Raw genomic sequence first — 22,096 nt, 5'->3', positions numbered from 1 at the left:
GCGGTATTAAAAAAATAAAAATAAATGAAAAAGAAATCTATAATCGCGATCCTATTTTTTTGTCTTTCGCTAACCGTTGCGGCACAGAATGTTTACGACGTTAAAAAATACGGAGCAAAAGGAGACGGAAAAACTAATGATGCGGCGGCGATTCAAAAAGCAATTGATGCCTGCACTAAAACGGGCGGAAGAGTTTTAATTCCCGCACCTTTTACCTTTTTGGCAGGACCAATTGATGTAAAATCCAAAGTCGAACTGCATATCGAAGCCGGAGCGAAATTATTGGCAAGTCCGGATGAAAAATTATATACCAAAAGCGCTTTTAGAACCAATCCGGGAGAAGGTACAATTTGGATTGGAGGAGAAAACGTAGAGGATTTTACCATTAGCGGAAGCGGCAAAATAGATGGAAACGGAATTTCTTTTATGGGTGAAGAACTCGAAGATTCTTATGTTTTAAAACCTTTTAATGTGCTGGATCCTCGTCCACATGTGTTGACCATTATTGGAGGAAAAAATATCAGGATCAAAGATGTTCATATCGGTAATTCGGCATATTGGACCATTCATTTGGTTGGGTGTAATGATGTTGTAATCAGCGGCATTACTTTATTGAACAGCTTAAAAGTGCGTAATAGTGACGGTATCGATTTGGATCATTCAAAAAATGTGAGAATCAGCGATTGTTATATCGAAAGCGGCGATGACTGTATTTGTTTAAAAAACAGAAGAGAATTTGAAGAATTTGGAGCCTGCGAAAATATTACTGTGACCAATTGCACGATGACCAGCAGCAGTTGCGCCATTAAAATTGGTTCGGAAAACATGGATGCAATCAGACAAGTGGTTTTCAATAATTGTATCATCAAAAACAGCAATCGCGCGTTGGGAATTCAGAATCGAGACGAAGGAACAGTTAGCGATGTTATTTTCTCTAATATCATTATCGAAAGTAAATTGACTACAGATACTTGGTGGGGAAAAGCAGAACCCATTTATGTAACCGCTTTCAGCAGAGCAAAAGGAAATCATAAAGATGCCAACTGGCGTTTTCCAAAAGGAGCAACAGAAGGAAAAGTAGGCGAAATTAAGAATATTTATTTCTCCAATATTCAATGTACGGGAGAAAATGGTGTGTTTGTAAGCGGAGAATCAAAAGATAAAATCAAGAATATTGTTTTTGACAATGTGAGTGTTTTTATTGATAAAACAACCTCTTTTCCTGGCGGCGTATACGACAGACGCCCTTCTAATGTAGAAGGTTTTGTAAAAGGAAGTACTTCGGGATTTTATTTTGATTCGGCAGAACGTATCAAAGTGCAGAATTGTACAGTGCAATGGGGAAAAAACAGACCGGACTATTTTAAATACGCAATCGAAAGTAAAAATGTAGATGAATTAATCGTAACAAATTTAGACGGAAAATCAGCTTTTCCTGCTAAATTAGAGGCAGTAAAAAAATAATTTCTTCCATTCCAAAACTTATGAAAAATAATATCCTTACCAAATTTACCATTTGCGGTATGCTTTTAAGCAGTTTTTATGTGAATGCTCAAAAAACAACTTTAGAAGTTGATGCAGCGAAATCCATCACCAAAATTCAGCCCACGATGTTCGGTTTGTTTTTTGAAGATATCAATTTTGCTGCAGATGGAGGATTATATGCCGAATTGATTAAAAACAGGTCTTTTGAATTTGATAAACCTTTGATGGGATGGGAACAGCCTAATACAAAAAGATCTTCTTTGAATAAAGAATCCGGAAGTGCGGCGCCAGTCAAATTGGAGGCAGACAATACGGTTTTTTGCAGAGTAGAAATCAATAATGCAAAAGGTTATGTTTTAATAAATGAAGGCTTCAGAGGAATGGGAGTCAAAAAGGATGTAAAATATAATCTTTCGTTAAAAGCAGCCAATCACAATTCGGCAATTCAAAAGATTATCATTCAGCTTATTGATAAAGACCAAAAAATAATAGGAGAAACCAGCATTGTTCCCAAATCAGATCAATGGACAAATTATACGGCATCAGTTACAGCAGCTCAAACCGAAGCAAAAGCAAAGCTGAAAATCACTTTTGAAGGGACAGGAACAATCGATTTAGATATGATTTCGCTTTTCCCAGAAGATACTTGGAAGAACAGAAAAAACGGACTTCGTAAAGATTTGGTACAGCTTTTATATGATATGAAACCTGGTTTTTTACGTTTCCCAGGAGGCTGTATAGTTGAAGGCAGAACATTGTCTGATCGTTACCAATGGAAAAAATCAATTGGAAATGTAGAAAATAGAGAGACAAAGATGAACCGTTGGAATGTAGAATTCAACCACAAACAAACACCCGATTATTTTCAAAGTTTTGGTTTGGGATTTTTTGAGTATTTCCAGCTTTCAGAAGATATTGGAGCAGAACCATTACCAATTTTAAGCTGTGGAATGGCCTGCCAGTACAATACAGGAGAATTAGCTCCCTTAGACGAACTCGATCCGTATGTGCAGGACGCTTTAGATTTAATTGAATTTGCTAATGGTGCCGTTACTACCAATTGGGGGAAAATCCGTTCGGATATGGGACATCCAAAACCATTTAATCTTAAATATATTGGAGTTGGAAACGAACAATGGGGACCAGATTACATTGACAGATTTAAAGTTTTTGAAAAAGCAATTAAAGCAAAATATCCAAATATTATAATTGTTTCGGGAAGCGGTCCTTCTCCTGCGGGCGAACATTTTGATTTTGCTATGGAAGAGCTTAAAAAACTAAATGCAGAATTGGTAGACGAGCATTATTACGAAAGCCCAAAATGGTTTAGAGAAAACGCAGGACGTTATGATAACTACGACAGAAAAGGCCCAAAAATATTTGCAGGAGAATATGCCGCACAAAGTGTTTCAGGCGCAAATCCGAATAACAGAAATAATTGGGAATGTGCTTTTTCTGAAGCCGCTTTTATGACTGGTTTGGAAAGAAATGCAGAAGTAGTTCATTTGACTTCTTACGCACCTTTAATGGCGCACGAAGATGCCTGGCAGTGGACTCCAGATATGATTTGGTTCAATAATTTACAATCTTACGGTTCTGCTAATTATTATGTACAGCAGTTATTTTCTACTAATAAAGGAACAGATTTGTTAAGTATTACCAAAGACGGAAAAGCTTTAACGGGACAAAATAGTTTATATGCTTCTGCAGTAAAAGATGCAAACAGCAAAGAAATAATTGTGAAATTGGTCAATACAGCAGCATCAGCACAAGATGTTAGTCTTGATTTAAAAGGAGCAAAATTAGGATCAAAAGGAACAATCATTAGACTTGAAAGTCCAAATACACAGGATGAAAATACATTTGCAGATCCGAAAAAGATAACGCCAAAACAAAGCGAATACAAAATAACAAAAGGAAATCAGCAATTAAATCTTCCGGCTTATTCGGTAACAGTTTTAAAACTTAAAATGAGTTAATTATCAATTGTTTTAGAGTTTTATTTAAATTAGTTAAGAAGAAAAATTAATAAAAACGAAATAAAGTGCAAACAAATAAAATCTTACTGCCCGTATTTCTCTTCTCGTGTTTATCGGCTTTCAGCCAGATTTCGTTTGGAGATTCAAACAAAATTAATGACAATTGGAAATTTAATCTTCAGGACGTTTCTGATGCTAAAAATGTTTCATTTGACGACAGTAAATGGAAACAAGTAAATGTACCGCATGATTGGAGTGTAAAAGGGCAATTGAGTCCGACTTTAGCAAGCTCCACAGGATATTTACCGGGAGGAATTGCGTGGTATAGAAAAGCGATAACTATTCCGCAAAGCAAAGCAGGGGAAAAAGTTTATTTGTATTTTGAAGGAATTTACAATCGAAGTGAAGTTTTCATCAACGGACATTCGTTAGGAAAACGTCCAAATGGATATATTTCTTTTGCATATGACGCTACAGAATTTGTAAAATATGGAGGCGAAAACACTATTTCTGTTCGCGTAGATCACAGTCAGAGTGCCGATTCCAGATGGTACAGCGGTTCTGGAATTTACAGAAATGTATGGATAGTTTACGCAAACCCAGTTCACATTGCACAATGGGGAGTTTATGCATATCCTGAAGTGAAAAAAGGAAGCGGCATTTTGAATATTGAAGTTGATTTGGAGAATAGTTCAAAAACAAATGCAGGTCTGACCATTGTAAATGAGCTTTTTTCTAAGGATGGAAAATCTGTTGCAAAAGTTTCCTCTAAAGTTCAGGTTGCAGCAAATCAGAAAGGAAAGATAGCGGCAAAAATCAATTTAAGAAATCCACAATTGTGGGATTTAGAAAACCCAAATTTATACGAACTTAAAACCACAGTTTTACAAGACGGAAAAGAAATCGATAAAACCGTAACACAAACGGGTTTTAGAACTTTTGAATTTGACCCTAATAATGGTTTTGCCCTCAATGGGAAATGGATGAAAATGAAGGGAGTCTGTCTGCATCATGATGCTGGAGTTTTAGGCTCTGCCGTTCCAAGAGAAGTTTGGAAAACCAGATTACAAACGCTGAAAGAAATTGGAGTAAATGCTATTCGTACAAGTCATAATCCGCAGGCACCAGACTTCTACGAACTTTGCGACGAATTAGGTTTATTGGTTTTGAATGAAGCCTATGACGAATGGGAATTTCCAAAACGTAAATGGCTCGAAGGCTGGAATTATGGCAAGCCAGGTTTTGAAGGTTCGTTTGATATTTTTGCAGATTGGGCAGAAAGAGATTTAGAAGATTTTGTAAGACGTGACAGAAATCATCTTTCGGTGTTTGCATGGAGCATCGGTAACGAAGTAGATTATCCAAACGATCCTTATTCGCATCCAGTTTTAGATAAAGGAACCAACGGTTTTGGGCAGGCAGCTTACGGCGGTTATAAAAAAGAGGCTCCAGATGCGATGCGTCTTGGCGCTATTGCAAAACGTTTGGTTGCGGCAGTTAAAAAATACGATAAATCCCGTCCAACAACTGCCGGCTTGGCTGGAGTTGCAATGTCTAACGAAACAGAATATCCGGGTGCATTAGACATCACAGGATATAATTATACAGAAAGCAAATACCAATCTGACCACGAAAAATATCCTAAAAGAGTAATTTACGGAAGTGAAAATACACATAATATGGAACCTTGGCTGGCAGTAAAAAACAACAAATATATTTTTGGACAGTTTCTCTGGACAGGAATTGATTATTTGGGAGAATCGGGAAGATGGCCTTCAAGAGGATTTTATTCAGGTTTAGTCGATTTTGCGGGAGTTATCAAACCCCGCGGCTATTTCCGTCAATCATTATGGTCAGATAAACCAATGACTTACTTAGGAACTTATGTATGGACAAATGATAAGGATATTTCTAAAGATGCATGGGCGATATGGAATTACGACGAAGGACAAAAAATCCGCGTTGTGTGTTACACCAATGCAGCAAAAGCCCGCTTAGAATTGAACGGAAAAGTGGTAGGCGAAACTAAATTGTATGATGATAAAACAGGAATTATCTATTGGGATATTCCGTTTTCTTCGGGGAAATTAGAAGCAGTTGGTTTAGATAAAAACGATAAAGAAGTAAGTCGTTATGCAATTCATACAACACAGCAGCCAGTTGAATTAACGATCGACAACAAAAATAGCGGCATTAGTAAAGACAAAGGAGTTGCTAAAATTATGGTTCAGGTTAAAGATCAGAATGGTCTTCCGGTAATGCTTTCAGACAATGAAATAACGTGTACAATAAGCGGTAACGGAACACTCTTAGGACTTGAAGCAGGAAATAATACTGATATGACAGATTATACAGATAATGTACAACGAGTTTTTCACGGGCACATCGCAGCGTATATTCAGGCAAATGGAACGGCAGAACCTATCAAAGTAAAATTTACAAGTCAGTGGTTAAAACCGGTTGAAGTAACTATAAATGTGGAATAATCTAAATTCTCCATTTGTTTAACAAATCGGTAGAAAAATTAATATTCAAATTAATTGAAATTAAGATGAAGATAAAAAATAAAATGTTGCTCTTATTAGGAGTTGTTATGTTTTCGATTTCATCGAATGCTCAAAACAAAACCTTTCAAAAAGAAGAATTCAAACAATGGGCACAAACGCCGCCAATGGGCTGGAACAGCTGGGATTGTTATGGGCCAACTGTAAAGGAAGATGAAGTAAAAGTAAATGCCGATTATATGGCAGATAAGCTAAAGAAATTTGGCTGGGAATATGTTGTAGTTGATATAAGATGGTTTGTTGAAAACGACAAAGCGGGCGGTTACAACCAAACGGATCCGCGCTACGTTATAGACCAGTACGGAAGATATCAGCCTGCCGTTAATCGATTTCCTTCAGCGAAAGACGGGCAAGGTTTTAAACCTCTAGCGGATTATATTCATAAAAAAGGACTAAAATTCGGAATACATATTATGCGTGGAATTCCGAAAAAAGCGGTTGAAGAAAAACTGCCAATTAAAGGAACAAAAGGAATAACGGCAGATCAAATTTATACCACAGCGCTTCAGTGTGAATGGTTAAAAGATAATTATACTATTTTGGCAGACAAACCAGGTGCACAAGAATATTATAATTCCATTTTTGAATTGTATGCACAATGGGGAGTCGATTTTATTAAAATTGATGATTTATCAAGACCTTATCATGAAGCAGAAATCAATTTAATTCGAAATGCAATTGATAAATGCGGCCGAAAAATTGTGTTAAGTACTTCGCCAGGTGAAACACCAATTGAAGCGGCACCGCATGTAAGTACGCATGCCAATATGTGGCGTATGGTAGATGATGTTTGGGATACATGGCCTCATATTACACATTTGATGGATGTAGCTCAAAAATGGTATCCACACATTGCCCCTGGAACTTGGCCAGACTGTGATATGATTCCGTTAGGTCGCATTTCCATAAGAGGAGAGCGCGGTGAAGACAGAATGACCCGCTTAACAAAAGACGAGCAATATACTCTGATTACATTTTTTAATATTTTAAAATCACCATTGTTTTTTGGGGGAGACCTGCCAAGTAATGATGCTTTTACATTATCATTATTAACGAATAAAAATGTTGTAAAAATGCATAATGAAAGTACGGCAGTAAAACAGCTTTTTCAAAAAGAAGGAAAAATTGCTGTGACTTCAAAAAATGCAAAAGACGGAAGCGTTTATCTCGCTTTGTTTAATATTTCAGATAAGGCTTCGCAAAACGTTTCCGTAAATCTTTCAGATCTTGGAATTTCAGGCTCTGCTGAAATTCTAAATATGTGGACAGGCGAAAAAACAAAAATAACTTCAAAAGAAATAGGAGCAGATTTAAAACCGCACAGTTCTGTTTTGTATCAGTTAAATACTAAAATATAGCTTAGTTTCAAAATTAAAAATTAGTAATTAAAAATTAAAAGTCATATTAGTTTTAAATACTGTTTTTGTGCGGTTTTGGCGTTGGTTTTTTCTAATTAAAAATTAAAATACATGTTTTACAATTCTCTTAAAATAAATCTTTTGTTTCTGTCTTTGATTATAGGATTTTCTTCATTTGCACAGCAGGATTTAAAACTTCAATACAAGCAGCCTGCTGTTGAATGGACCGAAGCTTTGCCTGTGGGAAACGGTACACTTGGTGCAATGGTTTTTGGGAGAGTAGATTCTGAATTAATCCAGTTGAATGAGGCTACTTTGTGGAGCGGCGGACCAGTACAAAAAAATGTGAATCCAGATGCATTTAAAAATCTGGCACTAATTAGAGAAGCGCTTACAAATGAAGATTTCGAAAAAGCCTATGATTTAACCAAAAACATGCAGGGCGCTTACAGTGAAAGTTTTATGCCGTTGGGAGATCTTATTTTAAAACAGGATTTTGGCACACAAAAAATAGATTCCTATAACAGAAGCCTTGATTTACAAACGGGATTGACATTGACAAAATTTAATGCTGATGGGGTAAATTATAAAAGAGAAATTTTTGTTTCGGCACCGGCAAAGTGCATAGTTATAAAGCTTTCGGCAGATCAGCTGAAAAAACTTTCGATAATTATTGATGCCTCAAGTCTTTTAAGAAATCAAAAATCAATACAAAGCAAATCATTAGTTTTAAAAGGAAAAGCGCCTTCACATGCTGACCCGAATTATATTGATTATAATAAAGAAGCTATTGTTTATGAAGATACAGCGGGCTGTAGAGGAATGCGTTTTGAATTGATTATTAAACCAATTATTAAGGATGGAGAAATAAGTTCTGAGGGAGATAAACTGATTATTAAAAATGCCTCTGAAATACTGCTTTTCGTTTCGGCGGCGACTAGTTTCAATGGCTTTGATAAATGTCCTGATAGTCAGGGAAAAGACGAACATCAATTAGTAGAAAGTTTCATTAAAAAAGCTTCTGCAAAAAAATACAATAACTTATTACAAGAGCATATTTCAGATTTTCAACATTTCTTTAATAGAGTTTCCTTAAAACTTAATGAAAAAGAAACCAACAAATCCAATCTGCCAACTGATCTAAGATTAGAGCAGTATGCAAAAGGAGAAAAAGATGCCGGACTTGAAGCTTTATTTTTTCAATATGGACGTTATTTGTTGATTTCTTCATCACGTACACACAATGCACCGGCCAATTTACAAGGAATATGGAACAATAAACTCCGCGCTCCTTGGAGCAGTAATTATACGACCAATATTAATTTACAGATGAATTACTGGCCTGTTGAATCGGGAAGTTTGTCTGAATTGTTTTTTCCGCTTGACGAATTCATTAAAAACGTTTCTGTAACCGGAGCAGAAACGGCCAAAAGTTATTATCATGCGAATGGCTGGGTATTGCATCATAATTCAGATATATGGGCGATGACCAATCCTGTAGGCGATTTTGGAAAAGGAGATCCTATGTGGGCCAATTGGTATATGGGAGCCAACTGGCTCAGCAGACATTTATGGGAACATTACGAATATACAGGCGACAAGGATTATCTAAAAAAAGTATATCCGATAATAAAAGGGGCAGCAGAGTTTAGTTTAGACTGGCTTCAAAAAGATAAAGATGGTTATTTGGTAACCATGCCTTCAACTTCACCCGAAAACAAATATTATTATGATGGAAAGAAACAAGGAACAGTAACCACTGCTTCGACGATGGATATTGGCATCATAAAAGATGTATTCGAAAATACCATAGCAGCAGCTGAAGTTCTAAATATTGATTCAGAATTCAGACAGACCGTAAACAAAGCGGCAGATCAACTATTGCCTTTTAAGATAGGAAACAAAGGGCAGCTTTTAGAATGGTATAAAGATTTTGAAGAAGAAGATCCGCATCACAGACATACTTCGCATCTTTACGCATTGCATCCTGCCAATTTAATATCACCTCTTAATACACCAGATTTGGCAGCTGCCGCAAAGAAAACATTAGAACTTCGCGGAGACGATGGTACAGGCTGGAGCCTTGCTTGGAAAGTAAATATGTGGGCGAGACTTTTGGATGGAAATCACGCTTATAAATTGTTCAAAAATCAATTGAGGCTGACAAAAGATAACGATCCAAAATACAAACGACAAGGAGGATGTTACCCGAATCTTTTTGATGCGCATCCGCCTTTTCAGATAGATGGAAATTTTGCTGGAACTGCTGGAGTTATTGAGATGTTAATGCAAAGTCAGAATAAAGAAATTCATTTGCTGCCAGCTCTTCCAGACGAATGGACAGACGGTGAAATAAAAGGTATTACGGCAAAAGGTAATTTTACCGTAGACATAAAATGGAATGACAGCAAAATAACGCAGGCAAAAATAGTTTCTAATAAAGGAGGTAAGTGTGCAGTAAGAGCTTCGGTACCATTTACAATTGAAAATATTAACATCAAAAGCGAAAAATCGTCTATTGGTTATACTGCTGTATTTGAAACTAAAAAAGGAACTTCTTATCGTCTGATCTCATCAAAATAGATTTTCCTAAATTTAAAATTAAAGTCAATACAATAAACTGAAAGCTCGATTTATTTCAACTGCTTTTTAGTATTAATACTATTCAATTATACTCTAATTTCAATTCGTAAAGAATAAAATACCAATAATACCGTTTTTTAAATAAAACGATATTATGAGTTTATTTGATTTTATGATAGTGGAAATTGCAATGGATTTGGGAACAGCAAATACTTTGATAATTTATGATGGAAAAATTGTTGTAGATAGTCCCTCAATTGTGGCAAGAGATATTAGAAACGGAAAAATTATTGCTGTCGGTAAAGAAGCAAGTTTAATGCAGGGGAAAACACACGAGAATATTAAAACAATACGTCCGCTTAAAGATGGAGTTATAGCCGATTTTGATGCTTCGGAGAAAATGATCAGCTGGTTTATAAAGAATATTCCCGAATTAAAGAAAAACTTTTTTACTCCTGCACTCCGAATGGTAGTTTGTATTCCAAGCGGAATTACAGAAGTTGAAATGAGAGCCGTAAAAGAGTCCTGCGAAAGAGTAAATGGAAAAGAAGTTTTTTTAATTCATGAACCAATGGCAGCCGCTATAGGAATGGGATTAGATGTTATGCTTCCTAAAGGAAATATGGTCGTTGATATTGGAGGAGGTACTACAGAAATTGCCGTAATTGCACTTGGTGGAATTATTTGTGATAAATCCATAAAAATTGCTGGCGATGTGTTTACGGGCGATATACTGTATTATATGAGAACGCATCATAACCTGTATATTGGTGAAGCTACAGCGGAGCAGATAAAAATAGAGGTAGGCGCTGCAATCGAAACACTGGAAGATGCCCCAGAAGACATGATGGTTCGCGGAAGAGACTTGCTTACAGGTAAACCCAAAGAGGTAAGGATTACTTCGAGAGAAATTGCAAGAGCTTTAGATAAATCGGTGCTGCGAATTGAAGACGCCATAATGGTAACACTTTCGGTCACACCGCCCGAACTTGCGGCTGATATTTATAATACCGGTTTGTATCTGGCAGGAGGAGGCGCAATGCTTCGTGGTCTGGATAAAAGAATTTCGCAGAAAACAGATCTACCAGTCTACATTGCAGAGGATCCTTTAAGAGCAGTAGTAAGAGGAACTGGAACCGTTTTAAAAAATATAGCAAAATATAAAAGTGTGCTACTAAAATAGAACTTACTTACTAAAAAAAGTTAGGAGTTAGAAAAAAACATTTTGGCAATCGCTAAAATGTTTTTTTCTTTTATAAGAACCTATGGTCGAAACGGAATACAATATTATCTTTGAAAAGGTAAAAACAACCTATGGAAAAACTTAGAAAACATATTGAAGAAATTATACCCATCAGCGATGAAGAGTTTGAATCTATCAAGCCCTTTTTTACGATAAGAAAGGTATTGAAAAATCAATATCTTATTCAACAAGGTGATGACGCAAAATATGAATACATTATTATGAGCGGCATTTTCAGGGTTTTTTATCTTGATGAAGAAGGAAAAGAGCACATCGTACAATTTGCTACAGAAAATTGGTGGATGTCAGATTATATTTCCTACTTCAATCAAAAGACGGCGAATATGTATGTCGTCTGCATGGAGCCGGGAGAAGTTTTATGTCTCACACTCGACGGAAGAGAACAGCTCTCTGTTACGCTTCATAAAATGGAACACTTTTTCAGGGTAAAATTAACCAAAGGTTATATGGCGCTGCAGCAAAGAATAATATCGTTACTGTCCAGTAATCCGCAGCAGCGATATAAAGAATTTGCAGAACTTTATCCAAATCTAATGCAAAAAATTCCCAAAAAATATATTGCAGAATATCTGGGTGTAAGCCGCGAAACCCTCAGCAGGCTTTACTCCAGCAACAAATAACATAGCTATTTCTTCTCAAAGTGTGATTTTCGTCACACTTTTTTTGTGACTTTCATCCTCGTATTGAGGAGGGGAGCTGGTATAAATTTGCCCTATAAATAATTCAGTACCAATTTAAAAATTACCAACATGAAAAAGATTCTGATTCTATCAGCGGCCATTGCCTTTTTTTCTTCAAATGCACAAAATCAAAAAGAGAACACAGTAGTAAAACAAAAAACAACCCTTAAAAAAGAAACCAAAATGGAAAAGAAAATTTTAATTATCGTATCAAATGCCAATGCAATTGGACCAAATAACAGAAGAACGGGAACTTTTCTTCCTGAAGTAGCACACCCTTATGCCGAATTTGACAAAGCAGATTATGCAATTGATTTTGCCAGTTTAACGGGCGATACACCATATTTAGATGCCCTTAATTTGGCTAATGATCCAGACAATCTTGCATTTCTAACAGGAAAAGGATGGGAAGCGATGCAGAAAGCCGTAAAACTTTCAAATGTTGATGTAAGTAAATACGATGCCGTTTTTGTACCAGGCGGATTAGCACCAATGGTGGATATGCCAGAGAATGAACTTTTGAAAAAAGTAATTAAAGAAACGTACGAGCGAAATGCAGTTGTTGGAGCGGTTTGTCACGGTCCAGTATCTTTATTAAACGTAAAACTAAGCAATGGAACTTATCTTGTAAATGGTAAAAATATCACCTCATTTACAGATGAAGAGGAAAGAGGTTACGCTATTGCGGATGTGCCTTTCTTACTTGAAACTGCATTAACCAGACAAGGAGCAAAATTTCACGCTGCAGCAAATTGGTCGGCACATAGTATTGCAGATGGTAATTTGGTTACGGGACAAAATCCTGCTTCTGCAAAAGGTGTAGCCGAAAAAATGATTGTTATCTTAGAAGCTTCTAAAAAGTGATCTTCTAATTATATTGACCTTCTTCAAATTCTGGATGAAGGTCAGTATAATTTCATTATTAAAACTGAAAAAATAATTATAAAAGAAATCAAAATGGAAAATCAAAATCCAGTTCATGTTTTCGCAACATGGAAAGTAAAAGAAGGTCAGGTAGAAAACGTTTTACAATTATTAAAAACGGTACATGACGAAAGTATAAAAGAAGAAGGGAATTTGTTTTACAAAATTCATCAAAGCATTTCAGATCAAAATACAATTCTATTATTTGAAGGCTACACTACAGAATCTGCAATTACAGAACATAGAAATGCAGCATATTTTCAGGATATAGTAATCGGAAAAATTGTGCCTTTATTAGAAAATAGAGAAATTGTTTTAGCAAAACCTTTAGCATATTAATTTCAATTATTGTGGATTAAACCATTGTAATCCTTCACAAATTGATTAAATTTAAGGTGCATATCATGAAATTGTAAGATTCATGTACAAAAAAATAATTATGGAAAAGACAACGAAAATTATATTCCCATACGATCTAAGTCTGGTAAAAGAGTTACCGCTGCTAGATAAAAGTGAAGTTGATATTATACTGAATACAGCACAGAGTTTATTTAATGATCAATCGAATTGGATTCCTGCTTTTAAAAGAATTGAAATATTAGAAAAAGCAGCTGCAATAATGAATGATAGAAGCGAAGAGCTGATACATTTGGCAATCAGCGAAGGCGGAAAACCTTATAAAGACTCCAAAGCAGAAATTCTAAGAGCGATCAAAGGAGTAAAACTGGCTGCGGAACATATAGCGCAAATTAAAGGCGAGCAGATTCCGATGGGACTTACAGAAGCTTCTGTCAACAGAATTGCTTTTACAACAAAAGAACCTATTGGTGTTGTTGCAGCAGTTAGTGCGTTTAATCATCCGCTAAATCTTGCGGTACATCAAATTGCAACTGCAGTAGCAGCAGGCTGTCCGGTTATATTTAAACCATCAAGTAATACGCCGTTGTCTGGTCTTGCGTTGGCCGATATTTTGAAAGAAGCTGGTTTACCCGATGGATGGCTGCAAGTCGTTTTATGTGATAATGAAACAGCTGAATTAATAGTAACCGACTCGAGAATTCATTTTTTAACTTTCATAGGTTCTGCGAAAGTGGGATGGTCTCTAAAAAGCAAATTGCCGCCAGGAACGAGATGTGCCTTAGAACACGGAGGAGCAGCGCCTGTAATTGTAGAAAGCGATGCCGATTTCAGCGAAATGATTCCAGATTTGGTAAAAGGCGGTTTTTATCATGCAGGACAAGTTTGTGTTTCGGTTCAGAAAATTTATGTGAATCAGGAAATTTGTGATCGCTTTGTGGAAGAGTTTTCTCAAGCTGCGAATAAATTGATTGTTGGAAACCCGTTTGACGAAAAGACTGATGTAGGTCCGCTTATTACGACAAAAGAAGTAAATAGAGTTGAAGAATGGGTTAACGAAGCGATTGAAGAAGGTGCCAAATTAATTGCAGGCGGAAAACGTATTTCTGATACTTGTTTTGAAACAACCATTTTATTCAATCCTTCAGAAAATTCAAAAGTTTCTACCAACGAGATTTTTGGTCCTGTTGTTTGTATTTATCCGTTTACAAATAGGGACGAAGCCATTCAAAAAGCAAATGCATTGGAAGTTCACTTTCAAGCAGCAGTTTTTACAAAAAACATTGATATGGCATTAGACACGGCTAAAAAATTAAACGCAACTGCTGTTATGATCAATGACAATACAGCTTTTAGAGTAGACTGGATGCCGTTTGGCGGCAGAGATTCTTCGGGATTAGGTATGGGCGGAATCTCCTATACAATAGAGGATATGACTAGAGAAAAACTAACTGTTTTTAAAAGTAAATTTCTGTAATTTTAAAATGCATCATCTTCCAAGATTGCGTTAAAGATAATCAACCCCTCCAAATTATATAATTTTGGAGGGGTTGATTCCAATTAAAGAATAATTTTCAGGATTCCCAATCCAGTATAATTTTACCTATATGACTGCCTTCTTCCATGCATTGATGAGCTTTTACTGCATTTTGATATGAAAATGTTTTGTAAATAACAGGTTTGAATTTTCCATTTTCAATTAATGGCCAAATATTTTGGGAAACTTCTTTTGTTAATCGTTTTTTATAGTCATAATCTCTTCCGCGTAAAGTACTTCCAGTAATCGTGATTCTTTTTACCATTAACTGCCAGATATCAAGGTCTACGTCTTTACCATTCTCCGCATTAATATGAATCAGTCTTCCATCTTCATTTAATATATTGAGATTTTTTTGAAAATAAGGTCCGGCTATCATATCAAGAATGACATCTACACCTTTGCTTTTTAAAATTTCTTCAAAATCCTCTGTTTTATAATTAATAGAAATATCAGAACCTAATGCATCACAATACTTTGCTTTTTCCTCTGAACCAACTGTTGTAAAAACTTTTGAGCCTAGAGCGTGAGCAATTTGAATAGCTGTAATTCCGATCCCGCTGCTGCCTCCGTGAACCAATAGAGATTCACCAGGTTTGAGTTTTCCTCGCTCAAAAATGTTAGACCAAACTGTAAATACCGTTTCAGGAAGACTGGCCGCTTCTACAAAATTGAAACCACTTGGAATAGGCAGACACTGACCTTCTTTAACAACAACATATTCGGCATAGCCGCCGCCAGCAAGGAGGGCACAAACCTCATCTCCTTTTTTCCATTGTGTAACTTCTGGACCACATGCTGTAATAATACCAGATACTTCAAGACCTGGAATTTCATTAGAAGTACTGTCTGGAGCGGCATATTTTCCCTGACGCTGTAGAATGTCACTTCTATTAATACCAGACGCTTTTACTTGAATTAAGACTTCATTTTTAGAAGGAACTAAATCAGGAACTTCTGTTAACTGCAAAACTTCAGGACCTCCAAATTTTGTTATTGTAATAGCTTTCATAATCTAATTTTTTAAAAAGGTAGATTATATTTTCCAAATAAGGCTTTGTTCTCAATACTTTTTGCAAACAGAGGCGTTTCTTCGTGGTTGTGGGCATCAGAGGCTTCTTGTCTTGCTTTTGCTGCTTCCGCTAAAGAAATCCCGTTTGCTTTGATGAAATTTAAAAATTCAGGTGTAGCAGTTGCATGAATTGTATTGGTGAATTTGGATGTTTTTTCATCGATTCTTTCTGCTTTCAATTCCCAAAGAACTTGTACTTTAGATCTTCCACTTGCTGTAATAGTATCAGAAACAGATAACATACGGCAATAATCAGCACGATATTGATCAAAGATATAGTGTTGTACAACAAGTGCAGTTCCCACATATTCTACATTAATTGACATGGGTATTCCTTCAAAATTTGAAGTAATTCCGGCAGCAATATGGTTCACAGAACAACGCTGGTATTCGGCATCCGGCAGATTTAGAAGCCAGTCGGCTATATTAATTTTTTCAATTGGAGCATTTATTATTGCTGAAACAATTGATGCTGATAATGCATTTTCGGGTTTTTGTACGATTTCCATCTTTTCTATTTTTTAAATTAACTTATGTCAAAGTTCGATAATGTATACCAATCGTGGAAATGATATTTTTAGATCTAAACGATCGAAATTTTCGATTTAGAATTGTATTTTTATAAAAAATTAGATAAGATGGAACTTCGTCAATTAAAATATTTTGTCCGTGCGGCAGAACTTTTAAATTTCACTCAGGCTGCAGAGGATTTATATATTACTCAAAGTACATTATCACATCAGATCAAAGAGTTGGAAACGTCACTAAATGTGCTTCTTTTTGATAGAATTGGCAGGAGGGTTAAACTGACAGAGTCAGGAGAAATAATGCTTGAATATGCGCGAAGAACGATTCGTCAGGCAGAAGAAGGAAAACAGGTTTTAATGGATTTGAATAACCTGAAAACAGGAAAAATAATTATTGGATCTACTTATGGTCTTGTAAATTTATTACTGCAATCGGCTACAGAATTTAATGAGGAATTTCCAGATATTCAGATTCAGATTGTATTAGGTTCTACATCAGATTTAATGCAAAAAATACGTTCGTATGAAATTGATTGTATGCTTTCCTTTATGCCTTCGTCCGACGATAATCAACTTGATGTGATACCTCTTTTTTCTGCAAATCTTTCATTGATTGTTCATAAATCACATCCGTTGAGTACCCTTAAAAAAATTACATTTCAAAAAATAGCAGCATTGCCTTTAGTGCTGCCGTCGGAAAGTTACAGCATAAGGAATTTCCTAGATGAAACGCTTTTAAAAAATAATACAAAATTAAACGCCAAAATAGAGATCAACGATATTCACAGCTTGTTGGAACTGGTTAATACAAAAAAATGGGCCACTATATTAATGGATACTTCTTTATTTCATTTTTCCGAACTTACAGCAGTTCCAATAGAAAGCAAGAATATTACTCGTGAAGCAACTATTATATTTCCTTCAGGAATTTATAGAAAAGCGTCACTTGTGCTTTTTCATAATTTAATTAAGAAAAAAGCGACCATGCTAAACTTGGTTTAGATAACCCTAATCAGTCATTATGAAATACAGTAAGTTTTAGTAATATTTTAAAGAGGTGTCGCTTTTTCGTACTCCAGCGTTTCTGCTGCATTTTCAGAAATTAAAACCAATTTTACAGATGTAAGTTCCTTGATCTTAGATTTCTTGTTCTCATTAGGAAATGTGATCGATAAAGTATTGTCTGTTCTTTGAAAAGTTCCTTCGACAGTGGTAATTGTGCAAGGTGCACTAACTTTTTCTTCAGTTTTCACCATTATAATAGAATTATCTTCAAATGCTACACCTTCATAAAGACGGCATTCACTTAAAGACTGTCTAACTCCTGAAACATATACGGCTTTTAACTGCCATGAGCCATGAATATCACCAGATGTACCGTCGGGAATGATATCATTATCGTTTGAGCAAGAAATTAAGATACTTTGAAGAAGTGACAATAGTAATAATTTTTTCATAATCTTTAGATAGGACTCATTTAGCTTTACAGGATTCTAAGAATTTGAATTCTTGAAATCAAATATAAGATTAATCTTGTAATTCTTAGATTATTAGAATGTTAAGTTTAGTGTTGAATTTTTTAAGCTAATGATACCAATAAAAAAACCGCCTAAATCTAGGCGGCTTCCTTTTTAAAGAGTATATCAACTATTCTTTATCATAAGTGTTTGTTTCCTCTTCAATATCATCATCTTCTGAATCCTCATCGTCATCTTCAAGATCATCGTCGTCATCGTCCTCAAGATCATTTTCTAAATAATCATCTTCCTCTTCAAGTTCATCTCTATTAGAAACGAGATCAGTATTGTAGTCTGGTTCTGCATTTTCTGTTATCGTATGATCAGGTGGTGAATCAATATCAGGATCGTCATATTGTTTTCTGTCATTTTGAAAAAACTGGTCTTCCTGACCGTAATTTTCTTTTTCATCTAAACTCATAAATAATTACTTTTTAGTTGTGGTTGTTCCTTTTTTTGTATCAGCAGCAGATTTTGAATCATTCTTTGAATCATTCTTAGAATCGCTTTTTGATGTACTTTCTTTTTTATCAGTTTTCTTATCTGATGCCTTAGCACTATCAGTGCTTTTTTTTGCGTTTGAAGTATTCATAATAAATAATATTTAAATTGTTAATAATGGTAAATGTACAGTTGTGGCATATTACATATTTATATTTAAGGGCGGTATTAATTGTATAATTAACAGTAGTTTACAATATTTCTAATTGCATTTCTGCCCGCTGATTATTTTAATCTTCCTTTATCTAAAAAGATCCATGAAATGATGAATTTTATATTTCTTTTTCTTAAAACTTATTTGTGCTTTTACAAGAGCGTCAATATATTCCTGATAGGGAATTCGATTAAAATTTTCGTCCAAATCCCAAATCCCGCACTGGCAATAATTCGATAAATCGTCCCAGTCTGGACGGTCTGTGACAGGATAAATACAGATTCCCTGTAAATCCACTCCATTTTTTTTAGCCAATACACATTCGGCTGTTATTTCTTCAAGCCATTCTACACGAAGATTTCCAAAGTGTCCCGTTTCAGTAAGAATTATTGGTTTTTTATAACGGTCGTATGCGGTTCGTAACACTTGAGAAAATGGAATTCTCTTATGCTGGTAATCGGGCCAGTTAAAAGGCTCTCCATTTCCTTTCCATTGGCCATTCCAATAATAATTAAAGCCGAGAATTTCAAGTAAATCTTCAGAACCGCCCAGTTCAGGACACATTCTTCCAGCAATAATATCCATAGCCTGAAACTGAGGTTCGTTTAATAGATTGACATCATCGTAAATTTCTGAGGCATGAATTTTTACCAGCGGTTCAACCAAAATAACAGTGCAGTTCGGATCTGTTTTTTTGAGCATTTTTATACCCAAAATGGCTGCTTTACACAAATGATATTTAATATCCCATCCGCTGTTTGTTGCAAATGGCACAGTTCCTCGCACATCGCCGGAATGCCAAGACAAAAAGCTGATTTCATTTATTGGAACAACAAATAATTTTTGCTTTGAATTCTCTTTATAGAAAGTTGCAAAAGCCTGGCATAATTGCTCAAAACGCTTACAGAAAAGAGGATGCGTAGGAGATAAATCGTCTGGATATCCAAAATGAATTAAATCCCAGATCTGCTGAATTCCGTATTTCTCTGCTGCTCTGATTCTAACTAGAACATTTGAAAAATTAAAGAAAGAAGAATTAGTGTCTACCGAACTCCAGCAGATACCTTCACGAACGGTCTTTATTCCTATAGCTGCTAGATTTTCGTAATCTTCGTAACAGCGAATATCGTGCTGGGTTTCTTTTAAAAGATTCACCCTGCTGCCCGAACGGTTAATATGGTCGGCACATTCAAATCCTCCCATAAAAAAAGTATTGAAAATTTCCATTATACAGCAGTTTTAAATAATGGTTCATTTTCTTTTTCAAGTAAATCAAAAAGATCCAAGGCATTTTTAAAAGCTTGGTCCATATTGAAATATTTATAATTTGCCAGCCTTCCCACAAAATGAACATCAATCAGTTTATCCGCTTCTGTTTTATAGCGTGCATAAATTTCCTGATTTCGCGGATTTGGAACTGGATAATAAGGTTCGCCTTCGTCTACCGTAAATTCTTTGACAACGGTGGTTTTTTCTGAAATCTGGTTTCCAAAATGTTTGTATTCTATAATTCGGGTAAAATCAACTTCTGTTCCCGGATAATTTACAACGGAATTTTCCTGATAGAATTCGCCATCGACCGTCTCACTAACAAAATTAATGGAGCGGTATTCCAGTTTTTCCAGCAGGCTGTGTTTGAATTCGAAGAAACGATCAACTGGTCCTGTATAAAACAGTTTCTCATAATTGGCATATTCATCTTTTACATCAAAATAATCCGTTTCTAAAAGGACTTCGATATTCGGGTTGTCTAATATATTTTCGAATAACTGCGTGTAACCTCCTTTGGGCAAAGCCTGATGAATATCAGAAAAATAACGATCATCATAATTCGTTCTTACCGGAATTCGGTCTAAAACAGAAGCATCAAGTTCAGCAGGATATTTGTCCCATTGTTTTTTGGTATAATGTTTAAACATTTTCTCATACAAAATAGGACCAACCCGATTTAAAACTGCTTCTTCGCCATTTGCTGGTTTTTCTAAAGGTGTCCGATTTTCTTCCAGCCAGTTTTTCATTTGGTCTTCGGTGGAAATATTCGTATTAAACAATTCGTTGACCGTTGTAATATTTACCGGAATTGGAACCATTTTGTCATCAACCCTTGCAATTACCTTATGTTCCCAAAAATACCAGTCAGAAAACTGATTGACATATTCCCAAACCGACTCTTCGTTGGTGTGAAATAGATGCGCTCCATATTTAGAAACTAATATTTTGTTCTCATCTACGTAATCGTAGCAGTTGCCCGCAATATGATTCCGTTTTTCAATAATTAAAACTTTTTTTCCAATTGAGGCATAGCGCTCTGCCAATACAGCTCCTGAGATACCTGCGCCTATGATTAAAATGTCGATGTTTTTCATTTTGCGAAGCTTTTAACGATTAAATTCATTTTTTCAACGGTACTATCCCAAGATGTTTTCTTTAGGATTTTATAATATTCTAATTCCATTGAAAGACGATCTGTTTTATTCAATAGAAAATTAATTTCTTCACAAAAATCGGCTGCAGTTTCAATTAAGCTTACGCAGATGCTGTAATCGCGAATGACATCAATAATTTTAGTAGAAATAATGGGTTTTCCTGCAGCCATATATTCTAAAGTCTTGGTTGGACTTATATATTTGGTTGCATCGTTAAGCGCAAAAGGCATCATTGCAATATCAAACGCTTTTAAATAATGCGGCAGTTCGTTATAAGATTTCATTCCGAGATAATGAATATTCGTTTCTTTAGGGAGATCAGTTTCGTCGATTTTGGCTAATGGTCCAATCATTACAAAAGAAACATTTGGAAGCCTTTTGGCAGTTTCATGAAGCAGTTCTAAATCGATTCGCTCGTCGATCACACCGTAATAACCAACAATTGGATGCTGAATATCCGAAATATCATCTGCAAGGGCGATTCCGTTTAGAGCCTGCGCAAAATGCTGTTCGTCTACAGAACTTGGAAAACAATGTACCGTGGCGTTAAATTGTTTTTTAGATTCGTATAATGATTTACCACCGGTAAAAATAATATCGGCATTAGCCATTAAATATTTTTCCTGATCAATTAAGTGAGCGGGAGCTTGTTTAAACAACGAAAGCTCATCCATACAATCGTAAACTATCGTGTCAAAATCAAAAGAACCTAACAAAGGAGAAAAAGAGGGCGAGTAAAACCATCCAACAGTTATATTTTTATTTTTCACATAATTTGAAATAATTCTTGTAATTGATTCTATGTCTTTAGTATTAGGTTGTAATACATGAAGCATTTCATTAACTATAATTAGGTTTTCCGAACTTTTAAGCGAGTCATTATATAAAGGTTCTTCAATAAATAAAACCTTCATAGTTTGAGCCATTCGGCTGATAATATGCTGCGGGCGCTGATATACAAACTGCCATCTTAAATGACAAAAAACAATCATATCATAATGTTGGGCTTTTTGTTCTAAATGATGTATTTCTAAATCATTATTTTTTTTTGCTTTCTTTAAATTATTTATCATCTGATTTGAATTAAGTAAGTCATATTTTCATGACTCGTTAGTATTGTGTAGGGAGGGACAAAAAAGGAATGAGGCAAATGTATTGGGGAAGTATA

The 22,096-nt window shown here is 35.4% G+C and carries 19 protein-coding genes; 11 read left to right on the top strand and 8 right to left on the bottom strand.

The genetic code is table 11. From position 1 onward, the window contains the following. Positions 1-24: 24 nt before the first annotated feature. From BSF42_RS16170 to BSF42_RS16125, 10 genes are all read left to right on the top strand, one after another. The gene (locus tag BSF42_RS16170; protein WP_095954127.1) at positions 25-1,464 is read left to right on the top strand and encodes a glycoside hydrolase family 28 protein; all 1,440 of its coding nucleotides are present in this window, start codon (positions 25-27) and stop codon (positions 1,462-1,464) included. 20 nt (positions 1,465-1,484) lie between these two features. Then, complete coding sequence (locus BSF42_RS16165; protein WP_095954126.1) at positions 1,485-3,464, top strand: alpha-L-arabinofuranosidase C-terminal domain-containing protein; 1,980 nt, start codon at positions 1,485-1,487, stop codon at positions 3,462-3,464. A 65-nt stretch (positions 3,465-3,529) separates the two neighbouring features. Then, complete coding sequence (locus BSF42_RS16160; protein WP_095954125.1) at positions 3,530-5,950, top strand: sugar-binding domain-containing protein; 2,421 nt, start codon at positions 3,530-3,532, stop codon at positions 5,948-5,950. Positions 5,951-6,033: 83 nt separating this feature from the next. Next, positions 6,034-7,386 carry a glycoside hydrolase family 27 protein gene (locus BSF42_RS16155; RefSeq protein ID WP_253251085.1) on the top strand — a complete coding sequence of 451 codons (1,353 nt, stop codon included), beginning with the start codon at positions 6,034-6,036 and terminating at the stop codon, positions 7,384-7,386. Positions 7,387-7,497: 111 nt separating this feature from the next. Further along, the gene (locus BSF42_RS16150; RefSeq protein ID WP_095954123.1) at positions 7,498-9,969 is read left to right on the top strand and encodes a glycoside hydrolase N-terminal domain-containing protein; all 2,472 of its coding nucleotides are present in this window, start codon (positions 7,498-7,500) and stop codon (positions 9,967-9,969) included. Positions 9,970-10,123: 154 nt separating this feature from the next. Further along, positions 10,124-11,152: a rod shape-determining protein gene (locus tag BSF42_RS16145; protein WP_095954122.1), complete on the top strand. Its 1,029-nt coding sequence runs from the start codon at positions 10,124-10,126 to the stop codon at positions 11,150-11,152. Positions 11,153-11,283: 131 nt separating this feature from the next. Continuing rightward, entirely contained in the window at positions 11,284-11,853 is a 570-nt protein-coding gene (locus BSF42_RS16140; RefSeq protein WP_095954121.1) for a Crp/Fnr family transcriptional regulator, read from the top strand. A gap of 129 nt (positions 11,854-11,982) precedes the next feature. Beyond that, positions 11,983-12,777, top strand: coding sequence for a type 1 glutamine amidotransferase domain-containing protein (locus BSF42_RS16135; protein WP_216360286.1), 795 nt, complete (start codon positions 11,983-11,985; stop codon positions 12,775-12,777). A 93-nt stretch (positions 12,778-12,870) separates the two neighbouring features. Beyond that, complete coding sequence (locus BSF42_RS16130; RefSeq protein ID WP_095954120.1) at positions 12,871-13,176, top strand: putative quinol monooxygenase; 306 nt, start codon at positions 12,871-12,873, stop codon at positions 13,174-13,176. A gap of 100 nt (positions 13,177-13,276) precedes the next feature. Then, positions 13,277-14,671, top strand: coding sequence for an aldehyde dehydrogenase family protein (locus tag BSF42_RS16125; RefSeq protein WP_095954149.1), 1,395 nt, complete (start codon positions 13,277-13,279; stop codon positions 14,669-14,671). Between the two features lie 97 nt (positions 14,672-14,768). Here BSF42_RS16125 and BSF42_RS16120 read toward each other — a convergent pair whose 3' ends face one another. Together BSF42_RS16120 and BSF42_RS16115 are read right to left on the bottom strand one after the other, a co-directional pair. Further along, positions 14,769-15,743 (bottom strand): NAD(P)H-quinone oxidoreductase, encoded by a 975-nt coding sequence (locus tag BSF42_RS16120; RefSeq protein WP_095954119.1) that lies wholly within the window; start codon positions 15,741-15,743, stop codon positions 14,769-14,771. A gap of 11 nt (positions 15,744-15,754) precedes the next feature. After that, positions 15,755-16,312 carry a hypothetical protein gene (locus BSF42_RS16115; RefSeq protein ID WP_095954118.1) on the bottom strand — a complete coding sequence of 186 codons (558 nt, stop codon included), beginning with the start codon at positions 16,310-16,312 and terminating at the stop codon, positions 15,755-15,757. Between the two features lie 129 nt (positions 16,313-16,441). Here BSF42_RS16115 and BSF42_RS16110 point away from each other — a divergent pair, with 129 nt between their 5' ends. Then, positions 16,442-17,332, top strand: a complete 891-nt coding sequence (locus BSF42_RS16110; RefSeq protein WP_095954117.1) for a LysR substrate-binding domain-containing protein — start codon at positions 16,442-16,444, stop codon at positions 17,330-17,332. Between the two features lie 47 nt (positions 17,333-17,379). Here BSF42_RS16110 and BSF42_RS16105 read toward each other — a convergent pair whose 3' ends face one another. The 6 genes from BSF42_RS16105 to BSF42_RS16085 all read right to left on the bottom strand — a co-directional run bounded on the left by BSF42_RS16105 (position 17,380) and on the right by BSF42_RS16085 (position 22,001). Beyond that, entirely contained in the window at positions 17,380-17,787 is a 408-nt protein-coding gene (locus tag BSF42_RS16105) for a lipocalin family protein (protein ID WP_095954116.1), read from the bottom strand. 190 nt (positions 17,788-17,977) lie between these two features. Further along, on the bottom strand, positions 17,978-18,268 hold the full coding sequence (locus tag BSF42_RS22505) for a hypothetical protein (protein ID WP_095954115.1): 291 nt from the start codon (positions 18,266-18,268) through the stop codon (positions 17,978-17,980). A 6-nt stretch (positions 18,269-18,274) separates the two neighbouring features. Then, positions 18,275-18,439, bottom strand: coding sequence for a hypothetical protein (locus BSF42_RS22500; RefSeq protein WP_172426707.1), 165 nt, complete (start codon positions 18,437-18,439; stop codon positions 18,275-18,277). Between the two features lie 150 nt (positions 18,440-18,589). Continuing rightward, positions 18,590-19,729, bottom strand: a complete 1,140-nt coding sequence (locus tag BSF42_RS16095) for a hypothetical protein (protein WP_095954114.1) — start codon at positions 19,727-19,729, stop codon at positions 18,590-18,592. Further along, positions 19,729-20,868 carry a UDP-galactopyranose mutase gene (glf, locus tag BSF42_RS16090; protein WP_095954113.1) on the bottom strand — a complete coding sequence of 380 codons (1,140 nt, stop codon included), beginning with the start codon at positions 20,866-20,868 and terminating at the stop codon, positions 19,729-19,731. The genes BSF42_RS16095 and glf overlap by 1 nt, the downstream gene beginning before the upstream one ends. Further along, the gene (locus tag BSF42_RS16085) at positions 20,865-22,001 is read right to left on the bottom strand and encodes a glycosyltransferase (RefSeq protein ID WP_095954112.1); all 1,137 of its coding nucleotides are present in this window, start codon (positions 21,999-22,001) and stop codon (positions 20,865-20,867) included. Before BSF42_RS16085 ends, glf begins: the two co-directional genes overlap by 4 nt. Positions 22,002-22,096: the final 95 nt, after the last annotated feature.

The organism is Flavobacterium sp. ACN6 (genome assembly GCF_002304005.1).
GTDB lineage: Bacteria > Bacteroidota > Bacteroidia > Flavobacteriales > Flavobacteriaceae > Flavobacterium.
The sequence above is the reverse complement of the archived record's forward strand: the minus strand, read 5'-3'. Positions and strand labels throughout refer to the sequence as shown.